Raw genomic sequence first — 19,680 nt, forward strand, 5'->3', positions numbered from 1 at the left:
CCGAGGCCCGCCATGTCGAGCAGCTTGACGGCGCGTGGCTTGAGGCCAGCCGCATCCTTGCCGGCGAGCTCGGCCGGCAACAAAACATTGTCCAGGATCGAGCGCCATTTGAGCAGGATCGGCTGCTGGAAGACCATACCGATGTCGGCGATCGGGCGGTCGACCTTGCGGCCCGCAACGGTGACTGCGCCCTGCGTGGCCGGTCGCAGGCCGGCGACGATGCGCAGCAAGGTCGACTTGCCGCAGCCGCTCGGTCCCACGAGGGAGACGAACTCTCCGCTCCCCACCCTCAGGGAGATGTCGGCAAGGGCCTCGACCGGGCCGCTTGCCGCTGGATAGATCATCCCAACCTTGTCGAGGTCGATCAGTGCCCTTGCCACGGTGATTTCGGCCAGGCACTTACTTCGGCATGTCGACCTTGGTGTAGAAATCCTTGGTGTAGACGTCCTTGCAGTCGACCTTCTTGGGCAGGCCCATATAGGTGTTCACGAGGTCGACCGATGCGCACATGCGCTTGTCGTCGATAGAGCCAATGCCGTTCTTGGCATACTGGTCCGTCTTCATCAGGTCGAGGCCCATCAGCATGTTGGCCGAGATCGCATCGACGTCGATTTCCGGCACGCGCTTCTTGAAGATCACCATGGCCGCCTTCGGATCGGCCATGACGTCGCGCCAGCCCATGTAGGAGGCCTCGAGGAAGTCCTTCAGTACCTTGGGACGTTCCTTCATCGTCTTCTCGCTGGCGATGATCGACATCGAATAGAGATCGAAGCCGAAATTGGCCCACGGCATCATGACGACGTTGCCCTTTCCTGCGGCCTTCTCGTACAGGGGCAGGCCGGTGGTGTAGTCGCTGACTCCGTCCATGCGCTTCTCGGCGACGGCGGCGATCTTGGCGGCCGGCTCGATGTTGACCCATTTGACCTTGCTCGCATCCACGCCGTTCAGCTTGGCGAAAGCGGGGAACATCTGGCGCTGCGCGTCGCCCGGAGGCGAGCCGAGCGTGGCGCCCTCGAGATCCTTCGGCTTGGCAAGCGGATGGCTCTTGAGGCTGAAGATGTTGAGCGGCGTCTTGTCGAACACCATGCCGACCGTCTTGATGGTCGTGCCGCGCGCCTTGGAGGCGATCACGACCGCGGCGTCCGCCAGGCCCGCGTCGGCGCGGCCGGTATCGACCTTGGCGATCGAGTCGCCCGATCCCTTGGAGTTTTCCAGCGTAACGTCGAGGCCTTTCGCCTTGTAGTAGCCCTTGTCGAGCGCGACCCAGTACGCAGCATGGTCGCCGACCGCGAACCAATTGAGCGCGAAAGTGAACTTCTCCTGCGCCCCGGCCGATCCCGCCGTCGCGAGGAGCGTGGCAAGCGCCAGCCACAACGCTCGTTTCATGATGATCCTCCCTTCCCCGAAAACGAATGAAGCCTCAGTCCAGACCCTCCGCCCACGGTGCCCAGAGATGGCCCAGCAAGACCACGATGCCGTACAGGACGAGACCGACAACGGAAATCCAGATCAGCGAAGCGAACGCCACCGACGTATTCATGCTGCTTTGCGTGGTGACGATGACGTAACCCAGGCCCTTCTGCGAAGCGACGAACTCGCCCACGATCGCACCCACCACCGCGGCCGTCGCGGTGATCTTGAGCGCGCTCAGGATGTAGGGCAGGGCGTTGGGAATGCGGATCTTGGCGAAGATCTTCCACTTCGGCGCGTTGAAGACTCGGCCGAGATCGAGCATGTCGGCCTCGACCTGGCTCAATCCGACGGCCGTGTTGATCACCACCGGAAAGAAGCCGATCAGCGCGCCCATCAGCATGTTCGGGAAGATGCCGTACCCCATCCAGATCAGGAACAGCGGCGCGACCGCGACCTTGGGCAGCGTGTTGACGAACACGAGGAACGGCACCAGTGCGTTGGCCAGCAGCGGCGACCAGGCGATGGCGACACCCAGCGCCACGCCGACTCCGGCTGCCATCAGGAAGGCGCCGACGATTTCCCAGGTCGTCACCCACAGGTGCTGCGACCAGGAGATCTCGCCGGTCCATAACGCATCCCAGACCGAGATCGGCGACGGCAGGAGATATTCGCGGATGCCGGAGAAGCTGGCGGCCAGCTGCCAGATCAGAAGAAGCGCCACGAACAGAGCGATCGTCGGCGTGTACTGGCGGCCGATTGCGTTCAATCTTGTCATGCCCGACGCGTGACGACGCCCTTCATCGCCTCGTATGCGCTGATATCATGCCCGCTCATTTCAGTCAGACTGACGAACGGCCTATTGCCCGTCAAGGCGAGGATGATCGGTGAAGCTGTCCTTGTGCAACGAGGTGATCCGAGAACTTCCCTTCGAGCGACAGTGTGCACTTGCGGCACGGCTGGGATATGCCGGGCTCGAGCTCGCGCCCTTTACCTTCGGCGACGATGCGTGGTGCATGCCTGCCGTCCGGCGCGCGGAAATTCGAACCGCCTGCGCCAACGCCGGGATCGCCGTCAGCGGTCTCCACTGGCTGCTGGCGGCGCCGGCCGGCCTTTCGATCACCAGTGCCGATCGCAGGGTCTGGCAGAAGAGCGTGGACGTGCTGCGCGGGTCGGTCGGGCTCTGCGCCGAGCTGGGCGGAAGCTATCTGGTCCATGGATCGCCGGCACAGCGCCGCGTAAGCAGCCCCGACGACGCGAAGCGGGCGGAAGAAGCTTGGGCCGCGGCAGCCGAGGAAGCGCGCGAAGCACGTGTCAGCTACTGCCTCGAGCCGTTGGCCAAACCTGATTGCAACTACATCAACACGGTCGCGGAAGCGACGGAGGTAGTGCGCCGGCTCGCCAATCCGGCGTTCAAGACAATGGTCGATACGCTGGCTGCCAGTCTGATGGAACGGGAACCGGTTGCGGAGGTTATTCGCCGCTGGATGCCAAGCGGATTGATGGCGCATATCCAGCTGAACGACCGCAGCCGGCGTGGGCCGGGGCAGGGCGACGACAAGTTCGGTCCCGTGATCGATGCGCTGCGCGATACCGGCTATGACGGCTGGGTGGCGATGGAACCATTCGTCTACGAACCGGACGGGCCGACATGCGCGGCGCGTATGATCGGCTACGTCGCCGGGCTTCTGGAGTAGCGGCATGAAGGTGAAGCTGGAGGAAGCCGAATGCTATGAGCGGCCGATGAAGATGCGGCTCGCCTTCCGCTTCGGCGTCATCACCGTGACCGAAGGTGTGCAGGCAGTGACCCGGGTCCGCATTTCCCTCGCCGATGGCCGAACGGGCAAAGGCGTGGCGGCCGAAGCCCTCGCCGCCAAGTGGTTCGAAAAGGATCCGCGCTTCACCGACGCGCAGAATCTCGACCAGCTGCGCCGGTCGCTGGCCATCGCCATCGATCACTACAGAGCCGGCGGCTTCGATACGCCGTTCGGCCTGTTTGCCCACACTTATCTGGCGCAGCAGCAACGAGGTGCCACGCTTGGGCTCAATCCGCTCGTCGCCTCCTACGGGCCGGCTCTGCTCGACCGGGCGATCCTCGACGCCGCGGGCAAGGCGACCGGGCAGTCATTCGCCGAGATGGTGTCTTCCAATGTCCCCGGCATCAGGGCGACCGAGCTGACGCCCGACATCAGGGAGGCTGATCTGGCATCGTTCCTGGCCAAGCTGAAGCCCGCTGCGTCGATCGATCTTCGCCATACAGTCGGTCTCGTCGATCCGCTGACCGCGGCCGATCGTCCGCCGCAGGAGCGGGTAGATGACGGCCTGCCCGAAACGCTCGAAGAGGTCGTATCCTGGTACCGCGGCCGCTACTACAAGCTGAAAGTGTCGGGCGACATCAGGGCCGATCTCGAACGTCTGACGCGGATCGCTGCCGTTCTCGATTCAGGCTTGGCCGACTATCGTGCAACGCTCGACGGCAACGAGCAGTATGACGATGTCGAGGGAATCGTTGCGCTCTGGCGCAAGGTCGAGGAGACGCCGGCACTGGCAAGATTGGCCAGGTCGACGCTGTTCATCGAGCAGCCGATCAAGCGCAGCGTCGCCCTCAGCCGGTCGATCCGGCCACTGGCGAAGTTGAGGCCCGTCATCATCGACGAATCAGACGGAGAACTGTCCTCCTTCCCGACTGCCTTGACGCTCGGCTACGCCGGCGTCTCGAGCAAGAACTGCAAGGGCTTCTACAAATCGATCCTGAACGCGTCACGGGTCTCGAAGCTCGGTCATGGCTATTTCATGTCGGCGGAGGATCTCACGACGTTGCCCGGCGTCAGCCTGCAGCAGGACCTGGCCCTTGTGTCGCTGCTCGGCATGACGCATGTCGAACGCAACGCCCATCACTTCGTCGATGGCATGTCGTTCGCCCCGGAGCTGGAACAAAGAGCCTTTACGGCAGCTCATCCGGATCTGTACGACATGAAGGACGGCAAGCCGGCCCGTCTCAAGGCGTCGGGTGGCAAGATTGCGCTCGGTTCGCTCGGCGTCCCGGGCTTTGCAGTCGGTGCCGAGATGGACTTCGACTCGATGCGTGAGATGGCCGGAGTGACGACATGAGCACCGATGAGGCAAGACTGCCGGCGCGCTTCGACTCTGTCGAGGTGCTCGAGGATTTCATGACCACGCCCACGACGGCGCTGGTCGACGATCTGGCGGCGGTTCCGGGCGACATTCTTGTTCTCGGCGTCGGCGGAAAGATGGGGCCGACGCTGGCGCGCCTGGCCAGGCGGGCGGCGCCTTCCAGGCGGGTGATGGGGGTGGCCCGCTTCAGCGAACCCGGGGTGCGCGAGGCTTTGGCTCAGGCCGGGGTCGAGCCCATCGCTGCCGATCTGCTGGATCAATCCGCCCTCGAGAAATTGCCTAAGGCCCGCAACGTCGTGTTCATGGCCGGGCGAAAGTTCGGCGCGACAGGCGACGTACCGCTCACCTGGGCGATGAACGTGCATGTCCCGGCGATGGTGGCCGAAGTCTTCAAGTCTGCGCGCATCGTCGCCTTTTCGACCGGCTGCGTTTACCCCTTCGTGCCTGTCGAAGGCGGTGGCGCGACGGAGGAAGTCCCCCCGCTGCCTCCGCCGGGGGACTACGCTAGTTCCTGCGTCGGCCGTGAGCGCATGTTCGAGTATTTTTCGGCCAGGCATGGCACGCCCGGGCGTCTCTTCCGGCTGAACTACGCGATCGACATGCGTTACGGCGTCCTGCACGACATCGGCCGCAAGGTCCGCGACGGCGATACCATCGACCTCTCCATGGGCCATGTGAACGTGATCTGGCAGGGGGACGCCAATACGATCGCGCTGCGTTGTCTCGCCCATACGACGACACCGACCAGTCCCATCAACGTCACCGGACCGGAGACAATCGAGGTACGATGGCTTGCCAATGAATTTGGCAAGCTGATGGGGAAGACGCCGAGATTTTCCGGCACGGAGGCAGCGACGGGCTGGCTGAACAATGCCAGCCGCATGCTGCAGGAATTCGGGCCGCCGAGTGTGCCATTGGCGCGCATGATCGAATGGACGGCCGACTGGCTTATGCGGGACATGAAAACCTTGAACAAGCCGACCCACTACGAGGTCCGCGATGGCCAATATTGACGTTCTGGAGGTCGTGCCCATCAAGCCGGACCAGAGCGAAGCGGTGTGGCCCTTGTCGGTCGAGGCGGGTTGGAACCAGAACGCCACGGATTGGCGGTTCATGCTTGAAACGGGCCGTGGCTTCGGTTGCAGGAGCGCCAACGGCCATTGGGAGGCAAGCTCGCTGGTCCTGCCGCTCGGGCGGTCGCTGTCCTGGATCAGCATGGTCTTGGTTACGAAGGCGCGTCGCCGGGCCGGTCTCGGCACGGCTCTATTGAAGCGCTGCGTCGAGGAGGTGCGCGCAGCAGATGGCGTCGCCGGTCTCGATGCGACGGAGCAGGGTCGGCCGCTCTACCTGACTTTGGGCTTCCACGACCTCTACAGGATCTCGCGCTGGCACCTCGACAAGGCGGCCGAAGCGGTTGCGCCGCCATCCGGCATGAACCTGCGGCCGTGCGTCAGTACCGACCTGAAGGGCATCTCGCGCTACGACCAACCGCGAAGCGCCATGGAAAGACCGGGGATCCTGGCGCACTTGGCAGGCCGCCAGCGTCGACTGGCCTGGATCGCGGAGAATGCCGAGGGAAAGTGTGTGGGCTTCGCCCTGGGCCGTGAGGGGCGCCTGGCCAACTCGATCGGGCCGGTCGTTGCCGACGACGAGGCGATCGGTCTCGCGCTGATAGCGCGAGCGGCTGCCGCGGTGTCCGGGCCCTTCATCCTCGACGTTCCCGAAGTCCATGGCGACATCCGACGCTGGCTCTGGAAGCAGGGCGCCGTCTCGCCGCGCGCCTATGTGAGGATGACCCTGGGAGAGGTGAAGGGGCTGGAGGATCCGGGGCGGCTTTTCGCGTTGGCTGGTCCCGAATTGGGATAGGATATGGCCATGACTGGCGACAAGTTTCTGAATTGGCGCGATCTCCCGGGCCCCGTCCTGTCCCTCTTGCGGGAGGGGACGGTGATTCCGGCCCATCCTCTGGCACTGGGCCCCGACCGGCAGTTCGACAGGCAGTCGCAGCGGGCGATCAGTCGATACTATCTGGATGCGGGATCGGGCGGGCTGGCGGTCGGCGTTCACTCTACCCAGTTCGCGATTCGCGAGGTCGGCCTCTATCGGCCCGTGCTCGAGCTCGCGATCGAGACGGCGCGCGAGTGGACGGACCGGCCACTGGTGATGATCGCAGGCGCGGTGGGCAAGACGGCGCAGGCCGTAGAAGAGACGCGCACGGCCCGCGCTCTCGGCTATCACGCCGTACTGTTGTCTCTGGCAGCCTTGAAGGGCGCGAGCGAAGACGAGCTGATCGGGCACTGCAGCGCTGTCGCGCAGGAGATGCCGCTGGTCGGCTTCTACCTGCAGACTGCTGTCGGTGGCATTCCTCTGTCGCGTGCCTTCTGGGAGCGCTTCGCCGCGATCGACAACGTCGTGGCGATCAAGGTCGCGCCCTTCAACCGCTACCGCACACTCGACGTCGCCGTCGGAGTCGCCCGGGCGCAGGCGGAGGAACGCGTCACGCTCTACACCGGCAACGACGATCATATCGTCGCCGACCTCATTACGCCGATGGTCGTCCGCACCGGCAATCGCGAGGTCATGCTGCGCTTCAAGGGCGGTCTGCTGGGCCACTGGAGCGTGTGGACGCGCGGCGCCGTGCAGCTCCTCGAGCGGCTCAAGCTTTCGGTGTCGAACGGCGATGTTTCGCCTGAAGTGCTCGCCCTCGATTCGTTCGTGACCGACTGCAACAGCGTGGTCTTCGACGTCGAGCACGACTTTGCCGGCTGCATTCCGGGATGCCATGAGATCCTGCGGCGCCAGGGGTTGATGAGATCGATCGAATGTCTCGATCCCGAGGAGAAGTTGAGTCCGGGCCAGAGCGCCGGCATCGACCGGCTGTACACGACCTATCCTGAGCTGCACGACGATGCCTTCGTCGCCGCCAACCTCGAGCGCTGGCGCGCCTGAGTGCACGATCTTTTTGCAACACATGACGCGCTTGCGGTCGCCGGGCTGATCAAGGCGCGCAAGCTCGACGCGCGAGAGTTACTCGATCACACGCTTCGCCGTCTGCGCGACGCCAATGAAGAGCTCAACGCCGTCGCCGACTTGTACGCAGGCGAGCTGCTGGAACGATCTGTCGCGGCGGCCGGCGACGGGCCGTTCCGGGGAATTCCCTATCTGGTGAAGCAGCTCATGGCCGAATGCGCCGGCACGCCGACGACGCTCGGCTCGCGATTCTTTGCCAGGGAGCCGGTCTCGGCGGCCGACAGTGCAGCCGTGGCGCGCATGCGGCGTGCCGGCCTGGTGATCGTCGGCCGTACCAACACCAGCGAGTTCGGATTGGCACCGACGACCGAGCCGGCCTTCGGTGGGCCGACCCGCAATCCGTGGCGGCTCGACCTGTCGCCCGGCGGGTCGTCGGGCGGCTCCGCGGCGATGGTGGCCGCCCGCGTCCTCCCGATGGCGCACGCGACGGACGGCGGCGGCTCGATCCGCATTCCGGCCAGTCTCTGCGGCCTGTTCGGACTGAAGCCGTCCAGGGGCCGCATCAGCCTGGCGCCGATCGGCGAGACGCTGGCCGGCGCCGGGGTGCAGCATTGTGTTTCGATCTCGGTGCGCGACAGCGCTGCGCTCCTGGATGCGACGGCAGGCGCTCAGCCCGGCGATCCCTATGGTGCACCACCGCCGGCAGGAACATTCCTCGAAGCGGCCTCGCGGCCACCGGGCCGGCTGCGCATTGCGGTCATGCGCAGGCCCGTCGGTGGCGCCGCGCTCGAGCCTGCCTTGGTTCGCACCATCGAGCGCACGGCCAAGCTCCTCGAAGACCTCGGGCATCACGTCGAGGAGGCATACCCCGACTATGACGCCGAACGGCTGAACGAAGCTTTCTGGCGCGTGATGTGCGCCAACACCTGGACCAACCTGCAGGTCCGAGCCAACGGCCGCACACCCGGGCCCGATGATATCGAGCCCGTAACCCGCCTCTACGCGGAGCGCGGCCGAGCGGTGACGGCCGATGAATATATTCGCGCCGTTCAGACATTCCATCGCACCGGCCGGCGGCTCGGCGCCTTCTTCGAGGCATACGATGTGCTGTTGTCCACAACGCTCGCCATCACGCATCTGCCGCTGGGGCGCGTGCGCACGGACAGATCGGCTGACGAGTTCGAGAAGGCGGTGGCGCCCCTGACTCCCTTCACTGCCGTCTGCAATGCGACCGGCATTCCCGCCATGTCGCTGCCGCTGGATTGGACCGACGGTGGGCTGCCGATCGGCTTGCACTTCGCCGCCCGATATGGCGCCGAGGAGATACTCTATTCACTCGCCGGCCAGCTCGAGCGGGCGCGGCCGTGGCGCGATCGCCGGCCGCCTCCGGTGAGGTCAAAGCGAGGACATCCATGCTGATCGCGGATGCACAGGTCCATATCTGGGCTGCCAGCACGCCGGAGCGTCCGTGGCCGGCGCGTGGTGAGCCGCATCGCGCGCCGCTCGGCAAGGACGAGCTGCTGGCGGAGATGGACGAGGCCGGCGTCGATCGCGTCGTCATCGTTCCGCCTTCCTGGGAGGGCGACCGCAACGATCTCGCACTCGAGGCGGCCAAGAGCCATCCCACCCGTTTGGCTGTCATGGGTCGCTTCGATCCCGAGGCACCCGGTGCGCGGGGCCAGATCGCCGCCTGGAAGAAGCAGCCGGGCATGCTCGGCATGCGCTTCACATTCCATACCGACATCCTGCGGCAACCGCTGCTTGATGGGCGCTTCGACTGGGTGTGGGGTGAGATGGAGAAGGCGGGCATCCCGGCGATGGTGCTCTTCCATCATGAATACATGCATCTCGCCGGCGCTATCGCGGAGCGTTATCCGGGGCTCAGGCTCGTCCTCGACCATCTGGGCCTGAAGAGCGGGAAGACCGTCGCCGAGACGTCCAACTTCGCGACCCTCGACAAGGTGCTGGCACTCGCCAGGCGGCCCAACGTCGCCGCCAAGGTCTCGGCCATGCCGTGCTATGCGGACGACAGGACCTATCCCTTCAGGTCCGTGCACCGCCACATCGAGCGCGTGTTCGACGCGTTCGGTCCCAAACGCACGTTCTGGGGCACCGATTGGTCGCGGCTGCCCTGCAGCTATCGGCAGGGCGTGACGATGTTCACCGAGGAGATGCCGTGGCTGAAGGGCGAGGATCTCGAATGGGTGATGGGACGCGGCGTCTGCGAATGGATCGGATGGAAGGTGGCTTGAAGGCGCCCGGACCGCGGCGCAAGCTGGCGCCATCGATCACTTTCCGGGAGGACGACATGCCGACCTCGGTCAAGGAAATGCTTGCGACCGCCAACGCTGCCGTGCCGCGGGTTGAACGCGACGAGGCGATGGCACTGATCAAGGGCAAGGATGCTCTGGTTGTCGACGTGCGGGACATGCCGGAACTCCAGGCCAGCGGCAAAGTAGTAGGCGCGGTCCACGTGTCCCGGGGAATGCTCGAGTTCCGGGCCGATCCCGACTCGCCCTACCACGACAAGGCCTTCAGGCGCGATCGTCCTGTGATTCTCTACTGCGCCTCGGGCGGCCGGTCGGCTCTGGCGGGCAAGGCGTTGCAGGATCTGGGCTACCGCGACGTGCGCAACCTCGGCGCGTTCAAGGACTGGGCGGAGAAGGGCGGCCCGGTCGAAAAGGTGTAGTTCGCCCCGGTCCTAAAGTCGGCGCATCACCGTCTGCGAGCCGCCGCCCCAGATCGGCAGGTAAGTCATCTTGTAGCCGGCACCGCCGGCGACGATGGGATGGATGGCGTCGGGGGATCGTGCCACGCCTTGGCCTTCGTCGAACACGTAGCGCTGGATGCGGGTGACGTCCCAGCCGTCGTGGCGGGCGATCTTCTCCGCCATCTCGAGCGGCAGCAGGAAGACCTGTTCGCCTCGTTCGTTCCTGCGGCTCATGCCGGACATGACGATAGCGGCACGCATGCCGGCGACGATGGGCGACAGGATCGCCTCCGGTGTGGCGCCCTCGCCATCGCCGGGCAGGACCTCGGCCGTGCCGGAGACGCCCATCACCGTGATGGCGCTGGCATCGCCGCCCAACCCATTGCGCACGGGGAGCGTCGGGAAGGGCCCGTCGGAGCGCTCGGCGAAGCAAAATGCGTATTTGCCCGGTTGGCCCATCGTCGCCATGTCGCCGGTGTCGGATCTCGCGCCGCCGATATTGCGGATGCAAAGCTGAAGGGCGCGGCCGATGCTCGCATTGGCGCGGTTGCCCGGCCCGAGGCAGTTGGTGCCTGAATTGATGTCGAGCTGCCGCGCAATCGGCCCATGCACGCAAAGCGCGACGCATGCCGTGCCGGTCGTGGTGGCTATGCCGAGGAGATTGAAGTCCGGTTCCAGCGTCGCTTCCGCGGCTGCCAGGACGACCGGCAACTCGGCCGGGCGGCAGCCGGCGATCGCGCATTGGTAGGCGACGGCTTCAGGCGTGATCTCGCCGAACATCGGCGGCATGGCACCCCTCGACTCGGCGCAACGGGCGATACCCGCAATCATCGCATCGAGGCGTCGCTGCGTCGGCGGCACCAGCGGCAAGCCATCCGACAGTTCGGCGTCAGTCAGGATCTGTTGCGCGGCTTCCCAGGCGATCGCCTCGCCGACGACCGGCCAGCCGCACCATTCGGTCATCGCGCGATGCGCACCGAAGCGACGGTGGTGCCGCCGAACGACGGGATGAAGGCCGAATGCTTCCCCGGGCCGCCGGCGACGGTGACATGGATGTCCTGCGGCGAGCGTGCGATCGCGAACCAGTCGCCGTCGGGCTTGTGGCCGGTACTGACGTAGGTCTCCTGGTTCTCCTTCGAGATCCGCGAGGCATGCACGCGCGAGCGCTTGAAGAGCTCATCCTGGATGCTCTCGATCGTATAGCCGTCGCGCGCCAGCGTCGCGGCATGCTCGGGACCGATGATCACGAAGGAGGGGCCCTTGCCGTAGATCGTGTTGGCGCCCGGTGTCGCCATCGAATTGGCGAAAGTGGTCAGGAGGCCGTCGCCCGTCGTGCTGCCGTGATCGTTGAGATTGTGCGGCCCCTCGCCCGACATGACCGTCACGATGCTGTCCGTCGGCGCGAAGCCGCGTTGCACGTGATAGGGCTTCCAGGGATTCTCTTCCTCGTTCTCGCCGAAACAGAAGGTGAATTTGGCCGGATTACCCTGGGTCGAGCGATCCATTTCGCCGGGCTTGGCGCCGGCGACGTTCAGCAGCACCAGGCCGAGCGCACGGCCGATCGTGGCATTGGCCTGCCAGCCTTGCCCGAAGCAGTTCGAGCCGCAATTGATGTCGAGCTCCTTGCGGATCGGTCCGCTCACCATGATCATCGGAGCGCAGGAGTGGGTGGTCGCCAGCGTTCCGTGAAGATTGTAGTCGGCGTCGAGAACGCCGCGCAGGGCGGCGGTCACGACCGGGAAGTATGCCGGCTTGCACCCTGCCATCACGGCGTTGGCTGCCAGGGCCTGGATGGTCGGAACGACCTGACGTGGCGGCACGGCCGAGAACGGGCGGTTGTCGCCGCGCACCGTATCGACGAACGTCGCGACCTTCGCCTCCGTTGGCATATAGAGCGGCATGCCGTCGCTCCAGCCCTGCTCGACGGCAAATTCGTTGAACGCCTCGACATCGAGATCGCCGATGTCGATGATTTCCTGGTCCGCGGTATCCTTCATTTGCTCGTGGCCTCGGCCAGTCCTTTGGTTGCCGCCTCGATCCGTTCCGCCAGTTCGTCGGCATTGAGGCCGCCGATCGGATGCTTCACCACGATCAACCGCGGCTCTACCTTGCGGGCCCTCGCCTGCGCCAGAACCAGCGGCTTGAATGTCTCAGTGGCGATCACGTAGGCCGTGATGCCATGCTTCTCGAGTTCGATGCTGTCGTGGAAACTCCACGATGAGCAGCTTCCTCAATCCGCTATGGCGAGAAGCGCACCGCGGTAGTTGGCCGCCACTTTTTCGATCAGATCCTTCGGTGCCGGCTGGCTGGCGCTGTTCTTGGCTTCGAACTTGACGTTGTCGATCTCGCGGACGGCGCCGAGTTTGGCTCGAATGCCTTCGAGCAACTCCCGGGCGTTCGGTTTGGAGTTCGAAACGAGCGCAATGGAGTCCGTCTTCCAGTTGACCGGCTTCAGCGCCACTTTCTCGCCGCCGGCGGCCGATAGACCGAAGGTGGGATTGTAGATACGCATAGAAGATCCTCCTCACTTCTTCTTCAGGACCGCCGCAACCGCCTGAGCGGCGCGCTGGCCATCGGCGATCGCGTCGGACAGGGATTGACGGGCCCCCGCCCGTACGTCACCGACAGCGAAGACGGTCGAGACCGCTGTTCGGCCTTCCTCATCGGCAACGATATGCCCCGTGGCGTCACGCGCAAGGGAATCCGGCACGAATTCCGCTGCAGGAGACTGGCCGACGTAGACGAACACGGCGCAGGCCGGAAGCGTCTGGCGGCCCCGGTCGCCCTCGACCGTAACGGACTGGAGGCCGTCGCTGCCCTCGAGCGCGACGATCCGGCCGGCAATTCGCGGAATATCTTGCGAGCTCGAGGCGGCGCTCGCATCGACGATCGTGACCTTGCCTGCAAGACTCGCAAGTTCCTGCGCCTCGTACCTGGCCCAGCCGTCGCCGCCCGCAACCACCACGGGCAACCCCGCATAGAGCGGCCCGTCGCAGTGAGCGCAATGTGACAGGCCTCGACCCTCATAGTCGGACTCGTTCGGCAAACCGAGCATTCCCTTGTTGAGCCCGGTCGCGATCACAATCGCTCTGGCCGTGCGTGCTTCGCCCTCGGAAGTCTCGACGGTCCAGGGCCCCGAGCCCGAAAGCGCGGTGACTTCACCGAAGCCGATCTCGACGCCCGCCACGGCCGCATCGTCCGTCAGGCGTGCCGCCATATCCGGGCCGTCCAAGGGTTCCTCGACGTCCTGCAATTCACCGAGATTGATCAGTTGGCCGCCGGGCGCCAGCTTGTCCAGACAGAGGGTCGCGACGCCCAGGCGCGCCGCCTCCGCTGCTGCCGAGAGGCCCGCCGGTCCCGCCCCGATGACGATCAGGTCGTAGGTCGGAATGGTCATCGCGGTGAACTATAGCACTCAGCGACCCTTGAGTAGCGGCTTGCGCTTCTCGACGAAGGCACGCATCGCCTCCTTGGAATCTTCGCTGTTCTGCAGGTTGACCGTCATGTTCTGGTCGCATGAGGCCGCGACTGCAAGGCCCGCGCCTGGCGCCGGCCCGTTGATGGGGGCGATCACCGGCTTCCTGCATTCGACAATCGAATGAAGCATTCGCGTACGTATCGCATGCCCTGCCAGGCATCTCCTCAGCTGAGCTGCTGGTCGGCGCGCGCCTTGATGTCGACGCCGGCGCAAAAGCATCTCCCCTTGCCGCTAAGCACCGCGACACGGACCTCGCCCATGTCGGAAAGGCGGTCGAAGGCATGGATCATTTCGTCCTGGAATGCGGCGTTCTGGGCATTGACCGGGGGATGGTCCATGGTGACGCGGGCGACGTGGTCCGTGATTTGCACACGGATCATCATGAGATCGTCATTTTCGTCCTCCCTGTGGGCGTTCTCCGCGTTACACTGGAGTCCGGACACTCAAGGCGTCGTAGAGCGCAGAGGAGGGGGAAGGCAGGCGTATGGCGTATTTTTCGCAGCAGCTCATCAACGCCATTACGCTCGGCGCTGTCTACGGTCTCATCGCCATCGGTTACACGATGGTCTACGGCATCATCGGCATGATCAATTTCGCCCATGGCGAGATCTTCATGATCGGCGCCTTCATTGCCTTGATCGGGTTCATGATCTGCGCACTGCTGGGGCTGGGCTCCGCGCCGCTCGCGATCCTGCTGGTGTTGCTGCTCGCCATGGCCTTCACGTCGGTCTATGGATGGGCGGTTGAGCGCTTGGCATACCGCCCATTGCGCGGCTCATTTCGGTTGGCACCGCTGATCTCCGCCATTGGAATGTCGGTCACCCTGCAGAACTACGTCCAGCTCACCCAGGGGGCACGGCCCAAGCCCGGCGGGCAGATCGTATCGGGCGGCTACAATCTCTTCAGCGCCGACGGTTTCGACGTCCGAGTGACCTGGCTTCAGATCATCATCGTGCTCGTCACAGTAATCCTGATGGCCGCCTTCACCTGGGTGATCGCGCGCACGCCGCTCGGCCGCCAGCAACGCGCTTGCGAACAGGATATGAAGATGGCGGCGCTGCTGGGTGTCGACGTCAACCGCACCATCTCGCTCACCTTCGTGGTGGGCGCGGCGCTGGCTGCCGTCGCGGGCATGCTGTTCCTGATGTACTACGGCGTCATCGACTTCTTCATAGGCTTCCTTGCCGGCATCAAGGCCTTCACTGCAGCCGTGCTCGGCGGCATCGGCTCGTTGCCCGGCGCGATGCTGGGCGGTTTGCTGATCGGCCTGATCGAGGTCTTCTGGGCGGGCTACTTTTCGAGCGAGTACAAGGATGTCGCTGTCTTCGGCATCCTGGTTCTGGTGCTGATCTTCCGCCCGACCGGATTGCTCGGCAAACCGGAGATCGAAAAGGTCTGAGCCGATGGCTTCGCGTCTTCCCTGGCTCCTGAAGGACGCGGCGCTCACCGCCTTCGTCGCTGCTGCGCTCGGCATCTTCATCGTCGGGTTCCGTACAGTCGACATCGGCTCGACCAAGGGGCTGACCTTCGACTACCAGTTCATCGATCTCGCCGTTGCCGTTGTCGCGATCTTCGCGGGCCGGCTCGGCCTGTCCCTGGCGGCCGAAGGCGAGCGCTGGCCCGCTCTCATCCTCGGCGGGATTCTGGGCGCGAGCGGCGCTTCTCCGGTCGAGCTTCCATCAGCTTTCCTGCACTGGTTCGTCGGGCTGACCGGCCTGTTGGTCATAGGTCGTACACTGTGGCCCGCTGCCAATCGGGTGATCAGCCGAGCCCAGCGGTCGAAGCAAGGCCACGTGCTCAAGCTCGCGGGCAGTCGATGGCTGGCCTTGATCCTGTTGGCCGCAGCGGTCGCGCTGCCCGTCCTGCCCGTTGCCGACCAGAAGACGATGGATCTCGCTGTACTGATCCTGACATACGTGATGCTTGGCTGGGGCCTCAACATCGTGGTCGGGCTCGCCGGCCTGCTCGATCTGGGTTACGTCGCGTTCTATGCCGTTGGCGCCTATTCCTACGCCTTGCTCAGCACGCAATGGGGGCTGGGCTTCTGGGTGGTGCTGCCGCTCGCAGGTGCCATGGCCGCGACCTTTGGCCTGCTGCTGGGATTCCCCGTTCTGCGCCTGCGCGGCGACTACCTCGCCATCGTGACGCTCGGATTCGGCGAGATCATCCGGCTGGTGCTGATCAACTGGGTCGACCTGACCAACGGACCGGCCGGCATCGGCGGCATTCCCGGGCCGACGCTGTTCGGCGCGGTGTTTGCGGAACGCGCGCCGGCCGGGCGTCGAACGTTCGCCGAGATGATGGGCGTGCCGTTCGACGGCACACAGCGGCTGATCTTCCTCTACTACATCATCCTCGGGCTGGCATTGGTTACCAATCTCTTCGCCCTGCGCCTGCGTCGCTTGCCCGTGGGGCGTGCCTGGGAAGCCCTGCGCGAGGACGAGACCGCCTGCCAGGCGCTCGGCATCAATCCGACCAACACCAAGCTCACCGCCTTCGCCATCGGCGCCATGTTCGCCGGTTTTGCCGGCTCCTTCTTCGCCGCCAAACAGCGGTTCATCAGTCCCGAGAGCTTCGTCTTCATCGAATCGGCGATCATTCTGTCCATCGTCGTGCTGGGCGGCATGGGCAGCCAGATCGGTGTGGTCCTGGCCGCCGTGCTGCTGATCGGGCTGCCCGAATGGTTCCGCGATCTCGGCACCTACCGCATGCTGGCCTTCGGGCTCGCCATGGTCCTGATCATGGTATTCCGGCCACGCGGACTGATTGCGCATCGCGAGCCGTCGCTACGCTTGCATACCAAGCCCGCCGGAGGCGGCGGATGACGCCATCGTTGCCGCTCATCGATATCGAACGGCTGACGATGCGCTTCGGTGGCCTTCTGGCTGTCGACGATGTCTCGTTCAGTGCCCGGCCGCGCGAGATCACGGCGATCATCGGGCCCAACGGGGCGGGTAAGACGACGGTATTCAACTGCATTACCGGCTTCTACAAGCCGACCATCGGCCGCCTTACGCTGCGCGGCGATCGCGAGTATCTCCTGGAGCGCATGCTCGGATACGAGATCGGCCAGCAGGCGAGAGTGGCTCGCACCTTCCAGAATATCCGGCTGTTCCCGGGCATGACGGTGCTCGAGAACCTCATGGTCGCCCAGCACAACAAGCTGATGCGGGCGTCGGGCATGAGCGTGTTCGGTCTTCTCGGCTTGAGACGATACCGCCTGGCCGAGAGTGCGGCCGTCGAGATGGCGCGCGGCTGGCTCGAACGTATTGGCCTTGTGGCCGATGCCGATCGGCCGGCCGGCGAGTTGCCTTACGGAGCGCAGCGGCGCCTCGAGATCGCCCGCGCGATGTGCACCGAGCCGCGCCTGCTTTGTCTGGACGAGCCGGCGGCCGGTCTCAATCCGAGGGAAACGACTGCACTCAACGCGCTTCTCGTCTCGATCCGCGACCGCGACGGCATTGGAGTCCTCCTGATCGAACACGACATGACCGTCGTGATGAGGATCTCCGATCATGTGGTGGTCCTCGACTACGGCCGAAAGATCGCGGAGGGATCGCCAGTGGATGTACAGCGCGATCCCGCCGTGATTCGCGCCTATCTCGGGACCGGCGAGGGTGGTCCGGATGCCTGAGACGCTTGCCCTGGAGGTGACCGGCGTCACGACTTTCTACGGCGCCATCCAGGCGCTGCATGGCGTCGAACTCAACGTGGGCCGCGGCGAAATCGTCACCTTGATCGGGGCCAATGGCGCCGGCAAGTCGACTCTTCTGATGACGATATGCGGCAGCCCCCGCGCGCGGTCCGGATCCATCAGGCTCGACGGCGAGGAGATTGCTCATCTGCCGACGCACGAGATCGTGCGGCGAGGCGTGGCGCAGGTTCCCGAAGGCCGGCGAATCTTTCCGCGCATGAGCGTGCTCGAGAACCTGCAAATGGGCGCCACGATCGCGGCTCCGGCACATTTCCAGCAGGATATCGATCGCGTCTTCGCCATGTTCCCGCGTCTCGCCGAACGCCGTGGCCAACGCGGCGGCACCCTGTCGGGCGGCGAGCAGCAGATGCTGGCGATCGGCCGCGCGCTCATGAGCCGGCCGAGACTCCTGCTGCTCGACGAGCCCTCGCTAGGCCTGGCGCCGCTGATCGTGCAGCAGATCTTTGCGGCGATTGGCCGGATCGCGCGCGAGGAGGGGGTCACGATTTTCCTGGTCGAGCAGAACGCCTATCACGCGCTGCGACTGGCCGACCGTGGCTATGTGCTGGTCAACGGTCATGTGAGGTTGAGCGGCCAGGCCAGCGAACTGCTGGCCAACGCCGAGGTTCGCGCCGCCTATCTCGAAGGCGGACATGCATGAGCGCAGTCGACACTTTCTCCTTCGACTGGTTCGGCGACACGTTGTTCAACGTAGTCCTGTTCAATGTGGTCTTGGTGGGACCGGCTTCGTTCGCGGCAGGACATGCGGTAGCGATCGCCTGGCGGCGATGGAATCGCATCGTCTTCTATACCGGCCTTCTTTCGGCAGGCTTGCGATTTCTCGACTATGCACTGGCGAGCGGTGAGTTGTGGTCGCTCGGAGGGTTCGCGCTCGGCTGGGCGGTACAACTCGCGATCGCCGCGTTCAGCTTTCGGCTGACGCGCACACGTCAGATGGTGCGGCAATATCCGTGGCTCTATCGGCGCAAAGGCTTGCTGGGCTGGCAGGAGCGGCACTAAGCTGACACGTCGTTCCACGTCGGGGAGGGGTCAAATGAGGGAGGTTCGCATGAGGAGCATTTACGGGGCGCTGGCGGCGGCGGCCGTCGCCATGACCGCGTTGCCGGCTTTCGCGCAGATCAAGATCGGCTCGGCCGGACCGATGACGGGCCAGTATGCCGCCTTCGGCGAGCAGTTGAAGCGCGGCGCCCAGATGGCGGTGGACGAGATCAATGCCGCCGGCGGCGTGAACGGCCAGAAGCTGCAACTGACCATCGGCGACGATGCCTGCGATCCCAAGCAGGCGACCGCGGTCGCCAACCAGATGGCGTCGGACAAGGTCGTGTTCGTGGCCGGCCACTTCTGCTCCGGCTCCTCGATTCCGGCGTCGTCGATCTACCATGAAGCCAAGATCCTGCAGATCACGCCGGCGTCGACCAATCCCAAGTTGACGGACGATGCCTTCGCCAATGGCAACACGACCATCTTCCGCACCTGCGGCCGCGATGACGTCCAGGGAACGACGGTCGGCAACTACATTCTCAAGTACCACAAGAACGCGCGCGTCGCGATCCTCCAGGACAAGTCGCCCTACGGCAAGGGCGTGGCCGACGAGACCAAGAAGACCCTGAACAAGGGCGGCCTGCGCGAGGTCATGTACGAGGCCTACAACGACACGGACAAGGACTTCACCGCGCTGATCAACAAGATGAAGCGTGAGAAGATCGACATGATCGTGCTGGGTGGTTACCACACCGCGGCGGCGCTGATCATCAAGCAGTCGAAGGAGCAGGGACTGCCCACCCAGATGGTCGGCTTCGATTCGCTCGAGACGGCCGAGTTTTACCAGTTGGGCGGCGCGGCGACGAACGGCGTCCTGATGTCTTTCCCGCCCAAGGCCGAGGACGATCCGAAGAACGCGAGCCTGGTCAAGAAATTCCGCGACGCCAAGTACAATCCGGAGGGCTACACGCTGTTCAGCTACGCCGCCGTGAAAGTGTGGGCCGAAGCCGCCAACAAGGCCAAGTCGACCGACGCCGCTGCGGTGGCGACTGCACTGCGCAGCCAGACCTATGATTCGGCGGTCGGCCCGCTCGCCTTCGACCAGAAGGGCGACATCAAGAATCCGGTGTATGACATCTATGTTTGGAAGGACGGCAAGTCCTATCCGACGGTCAAATAGGCGCTACCACGTCTGACTTTCAGAGGCCCGGTCTCGCGCCGGGCCTTTTTATTCGGCGGATCAATGTCTTGTGGCCCGGAACTCATGATTTTGGGGGGATC

Annotated in this window: 23 protein-coding genes; 14 read left to right on the forward strand and 9 right to left on the reverse strand. The window is 64.8% G+C overall.

Annotated elements, in window-relative coordinates:
• The 3 genes from VH499_RS15200 to VH499_RS15210 all read right to left on the reverse strand — a co-directional run.
• Positions 1-380, reverse strand: a 380-nt coding sequence (locus tag VH499_RS15200; RefSeq protein WP_332053586.1) for an ATP-binding cassette domain-containing protein, incomplete at its 3' end; no start/stop codon positions are given.
• Positions 381-399: 19 nt separating this feature from the next.
• A complete protein-coding gene (locus VH499_RS15205) occupies positions 400-1,386 on the reverse strand; it encodes an ABC transporter substrate-binding protein (RefSeq protein WP_332053587.1) in 987 nt (328 codons plus the stop codon).
• Between the two features lie 34 nt (positions 1,387-1,420).
• Complete coding sequence (locus VH499_RS15210) at positions 1,421-2,188, reverse strand: ABC transporter permease (protein WP_332053588.1); 768 nt, start codon at positions 2,186-2,188, stop codon at positions 1,421-1,423.
• A gap of 109 nt (positions 2,189-2,297) precedes the next feature.
• On the opposite strand from VH499_RS15210, the gene VH499_RS15215 reads away from it, so the two are divergent.
• Genes VH499_RS15215 through VH499_RS15250 form a run of 8 tightly spaced genes read left to right on the forward strand, consistent with a single transcriptional unit; the run spans position 2,298 to position 10,204 of the window.
• On the forward strand, positions 2,298-3,107 hold the full coding sequence (locus tag VH499_RS15215; RefSeq protein WP_332053589.1) for a sugar phosphate isomerase/epimerase family protein: 810 nt from the start codon (positions 2,298-2,300) through the stop codon (positions 3,105-3,107).
• A 4-nt stretch (positions 3,108-3,111) separates the two neighbouring features.
• Positions 3,112-4,521, forward strand: coding sequence for a mandelate racemase (locus tag VH499_RS15220; protein ID WP_332053590.1), 1,410 nt, complete (start codon positions 3,112-3,114; stop codon positions 4,519-4,521).
• The gene (locus tag VH499_RS15225; RefSeq protein WP_332053591.1) at positions 4,518-5,558 is read left to right on the forward strand and encodes an NAD-dependent epimerase/dehydratase family protein; all 1,041 of its coding nucleotides are present in this window, start codon (positions 4,518-4,520) and stop codon (positions 5,556-5,558) included. Before VH499_RS15220 ends, VH499_RS15225 begins: the two co-directional genes overlap by 4 nt.
• Positions 5,545-6,411, forward strand: coding sequence for a GNAT family N-acetyltransferase (locus tag VH499_RS15230; protein WP_332053592.1), 867 nt, complete (start codon positions 5,545-5,547; stop codon positions 6,409-6,411). Before VH499_RS15225 ends, VH499_RS15230 begins: the two co-directional genes overlap by 14 nt.
• A 9-nt stretch (positions 6,412-6,420) precedes the next feature.
• The gene (locus tag VH499_RS15235; RefSeq protein ID WP_332053593.1) at positions 6,421-7,494 is read left to right on the forward strand and encodes a dihydrodipicolinate synthase family protein; all 1,074 of its coding nucleotides are present in this window, start codon (positions 6,421-6,423) and stop codon (positions 7,492-7,494) included.
• A complete protein-coding gene (locus VH499_RS15240; protein WP_332053594.1) occupies positions 7,495-8,934 on the forward strand; it encodes an amidase in 1,440 nt (479 codons plus the stop codon).
• On the forward strand, positions 8,928-9,767 hold the full coding sequence (locus tag VH499_RS15245; RefSeq protein ID WP_332053595.1) for an amidohydrolase family protein: 840 nt from the start codon (positions 8,928-8,930) through the stop codon (positions 9,765-9,767). Before VH499_RS15240 ends, VH499_RS15245 begins: the two co-directional genes overlap by 7 nt.
• Before the next feature lie 56 nt (positions 9,768-9,823).
• The gene (locus VH499_RS15250) at positions 9,824-10,204 is read left to right on the forward strand and encodes a rhodanese-like domain-containing protein (protein ID WP_332053702.1); all 381 of its coding nucleotides are present in this window, start codon (positions 9,824-9,826) and stop codon (positions 10,202-10,204) included.
• Between the two features lie 12 nt (positions 10,205-10,216).
• Here VH499_RS15250 and VH499_RS15255 read toward each other — a convergent pair whose 3' ends face one another.
• Genes VH499_RS15255 through VH499_RS15285 form a run of 6 tightly spaced genes read right to left on the reverse strand, consistent with a single transcriptional unit; the run spans position 10,217 to position 14,086 of the window.
• A complete protein-coding gene (locus tag VH499_RS15255; RefSeq protein ID WP_332053596.1) occupies positions 10,217-11,188 on the reverse strand; it encodes a hypothetical protein in 972 nt (323 codons plus the stop codon).
• Entirely contained in the window at positions 11,185-12,222 is a 1,038-nt protein-coding gene (locus tag VH499_RS15260) for a hypothetical protein (protein WP_332053597.1), read from the reverse strand. Before VH499_RS15260 ends, VH499_RS15255 begins: the two co-directional genes overlap by 4 nt.
• Positions 12,219-12,737, reverse strand: a complete 519-nt coding sequence (locus VH499_RS26200) for a UGSC family (seleno)protein (RefSeq protein ID WP_422662707.1) — start codon at positions 12,735-12,737, stop codon at positions 12,219-12,221. Before VH499_RS26200 ends, VH499_RS15260 begins: the two co-directional genes overlap by 4 nt.
• A gap of 12 nt (positions 12,738-12,749) precedes the next feature.
• Entirely contained in the window at positions 12,750-13,622 is an 873-nt protein-coding gene (locus VH499_RS15275; RefSeq protein ID WP_332053600.1) for an NAD(P)/FAD-dependent oxidoreductase, read from the reverse strand.
• 18 nt (positions 13,623-13,640) lie between these two features.
• The gene (locus VH499_RS15280; RefSeq protein WP_332053601.1) at positions 13,641-13,832 is read right to left on the reverse strand and encodes a hypothetical protein; all 192 of its coding nucleotides are present in this window, start codon (positions 13,830-13,832) and stop codon (positions 13,641-13,643) included.
• A gap of 35 nt (positions 13,833-13,867) precedes the next feature.
• Positions 13,868-14,086 carry an enoyl-CoA hydratase-related protein gene (locus VH499_RS15285; RefSeq protein WP_332053602.1) on the reverse strand — a complete coding sequence of 73 codons (219 nt, stop codon included), beginning with the start codon at positions 14,084-14,086 and terminating at the stop codon, positions 13,868-13,870.
• Between the two features lie 101 nt (positions 14,087-14,187).
• On the opposite strand from VH499_RS15285, the gene VH499_RS15290 reads away from it, so the two are divergent.
• From VH499_RS15290 to VH499_RS15315, 6 genes are read left to right on the forward strand one after another with little or no spacing between them, the layout of a single operon-like run.
• Positions 14,188-15,102: an ABC transporter permease subunit gene (locus VH499_RS15290; protein WP_332053603.1), complete on the forward strand. Its 915-nt coding sequence runs from the start codon at positions 14,188-14,190 to the stop codon at positions 15,100-15,102.
• A 4-nt stretch (positions 15,103-15,106) separates the two neighbouring features.
• On the forward strand, positions 15,107-16,528 hold the full coding sequence (gene livM, locus VH499_RS15295) for a high-affinity branched-chain amino acid ABC transporter permease LivM (protein WP_332053604.1): 1,422 nt from the start codon (positions 15,107-15,109) through the stop codon (positions 16,526-16,528).
• Positions 16,525-17,337, forward strand: coding sequence for an ABC transporter ATP-binding protein (locus tag VH499_RS15300; RefSeq protein WP_332053605.1), 813 nt, complete (start codon positions 16,525-16,527; stop codon positions 17,335-17,337). Before livM ends, VH499_RS15300 begins: the two co-directional genes overlap by 4 nt.
• Positions 17,330-18,058, forward strand: coding sequence for an ABC transporter ATP-binding protein (locus VH499_RS15305; RefSeq protein ID WP_332053606.1), 729 nt, complete (start codon positions 17,330-17,332; stop codon positions 18,056-18,058). Before VH499_RS15300 ends, VH499_RS15305 begins: the two co-directional genes overlap by 8 nt.
• The gene (locus tag VH499_RS15310) at positions 18,055-18,417 is read left to right on the forward strand and encodes a DUF6867 family protein (protein ID WP_332053607.1); all 363 of its coding nucleotides are present in this window, start codon (positions 18,055-18,057) and stop codon (positions 18,415-18,417) included. The genes VH499_RS15305 and VH499_RS15310 overlap by 4 nt, the downstream gene beginning before the upstream one ends.
• A 49-nt stretch (positions 18,418-18,466) precedes the next feature.
• Entirely contained in the window at positions 18,467-19,579 is a 1,113-nt protein-coding gene (locus VH499_RS15315; RefSeq protein ID WP_332053608.1) for a branched-chain amino acid ABC transporter substrate-binding protein, read from the forward strand.
• Positions 19,580-19,680 lie beyond the last annotated feature (101 nt).

It is taken from the genome of Reyranella sp. (assembly GCF_036558665.1).
In the GTDB taxonomy this organism is placed as follows: Bacteria; Pseudomonadota; Alphaproteobacteria; order Reyranellales; family Reyranellaceae; genus Reyranella.

Bases quoted from the DNA above. Each gene is read 5' to 3' on its own strand.
- VH499_RS15205 (WP_332053587.1), bottom strand. From the start codon at position 1,386: ATGAAACGAGCGTTGTGGCTGGCGCTTGCCACGCTCCTCGCGACGGCG.
- VH499_RS15210 (WP_332053588.1), bottom strand. From the start codon at position 2,188: ATGACAAGATTGAACGCAATCGGCCGCCAGTACACGCCGACGATCGCT.
- VH499_RS15220 (WP_332053590.1), top strand. From the start codon at position 3,112: ATGAAGGTGAAGCTGGAGGAAGCCGAATGCTATGAGCGGCCGATGAAG.
- VH499_RS15225 (WP_332053591.1), top strand. From the start codon at position 4,518: ATGAGCACCGATGAGGCAAGACTGCCGGCGCGCTTCGACTCTGTCGAG.
- VH499_RS15230 (WP_332053592.1), top strand. From the start codon at position 5,545: ATGGCCAATATTGACGTTCTGGAGGTCGTGCCCATCAAGCCGGACCAG.
- VH499_RS15235 (WP_332053593.1), top strand. From the start codon at position 6,421: ATGACTGGCGACAAGTTTCTGAATTGGCGCGATCTCCCGGGCCCCGTC.
- VH499_RS15245 (WP_332053595.1), top strand. From the start codon at position 8,928: ATGCTGATCGCGGATGCACAGGTCCATATCTGGGCTGCCAGCACGCCG.
- VH499_RS15250 (WP_332053702.1), top strand. From the start codon at position 9,824: ATGCCGACCTCGGTCAAGGAAATGCTTGCGACCGCCAACGCTGCCGTG.
- VH499_RS15255 (WP_332053596.1), bottom strand. From the start codon at position 11,188: ATGACCGAATGGTGCGGCTGGCCGGTCGTCGGCGAGGCGATCGCCTGG.
- VH499_RS15260 (WP_332053597.1), bottom strand. From the start codon at position 12,222: ATGAAGGATACCGCGGACCAGGAAATCATCGACATCGGCGATCTCGAT.
- VH499_RS15275 (WP_332053600.1), bottom strand. From the start codon at position 13,622: ATGACCATTCCGACCTACGACCTGATCGTCATCGGGGCGGGACCGGCG.
- VH499_RS15280 (WP_332053601.1), bottom strand. From the start codon at position 13,832: ATGCTTCATTCGATTGTCGAATGCAGGAAGCCGGTGATCGCCCCCATC.
- VH499_RS15285 (WP_332053602.1), bottom strand. From the start codon at position 14,086: ATGATGATCCGTGTGCAAATCACGGACCACGTCGCCCGCGTCACCATG.
- VH499_RS15290 (WP_332053603.1), top strand. From the start codon at position 14,188: ATGGCGTATTTTTCGCAGCAGCTCATCAACGCCATTACGCTCGGCGCT.
- livM (WP_332053604.1), top strand. From the start codon at position 15,107: ATGGCTTCGCGTCTTCCCTGGCTCCTGAAGGACGCGGCGCTCACCGCC.
- VH499_RS15300 (WP_332053605.1), top strand. From the start codon at position 16,525: ATGACGCCATCGTTGCCGCTCATCGATATCGAACGGCTGACGATGCGC.
- VH499_RS15305 (WP_332053606.1), top strand. From the start codon at position 17,330: ATGCCTGAGACGCTTGCCCTGGAGGTGACCGGCGTCACGACTTTCTAC.
- VH499_RS15310 (WP_332053607.1), top strand. From the start codon at position 18,055: ATGAGCGCAGTCGACACTTTCTCCTTCGACTGGTTCGGCGACACGTTG.
- VH499_RS15315 (WP_332053608.1), top strand. From the start codon at position 18,467: ATGAGGAGCATTTACGGGGCGCTGGCGGCGGCGGCCGTCGCCATGACC.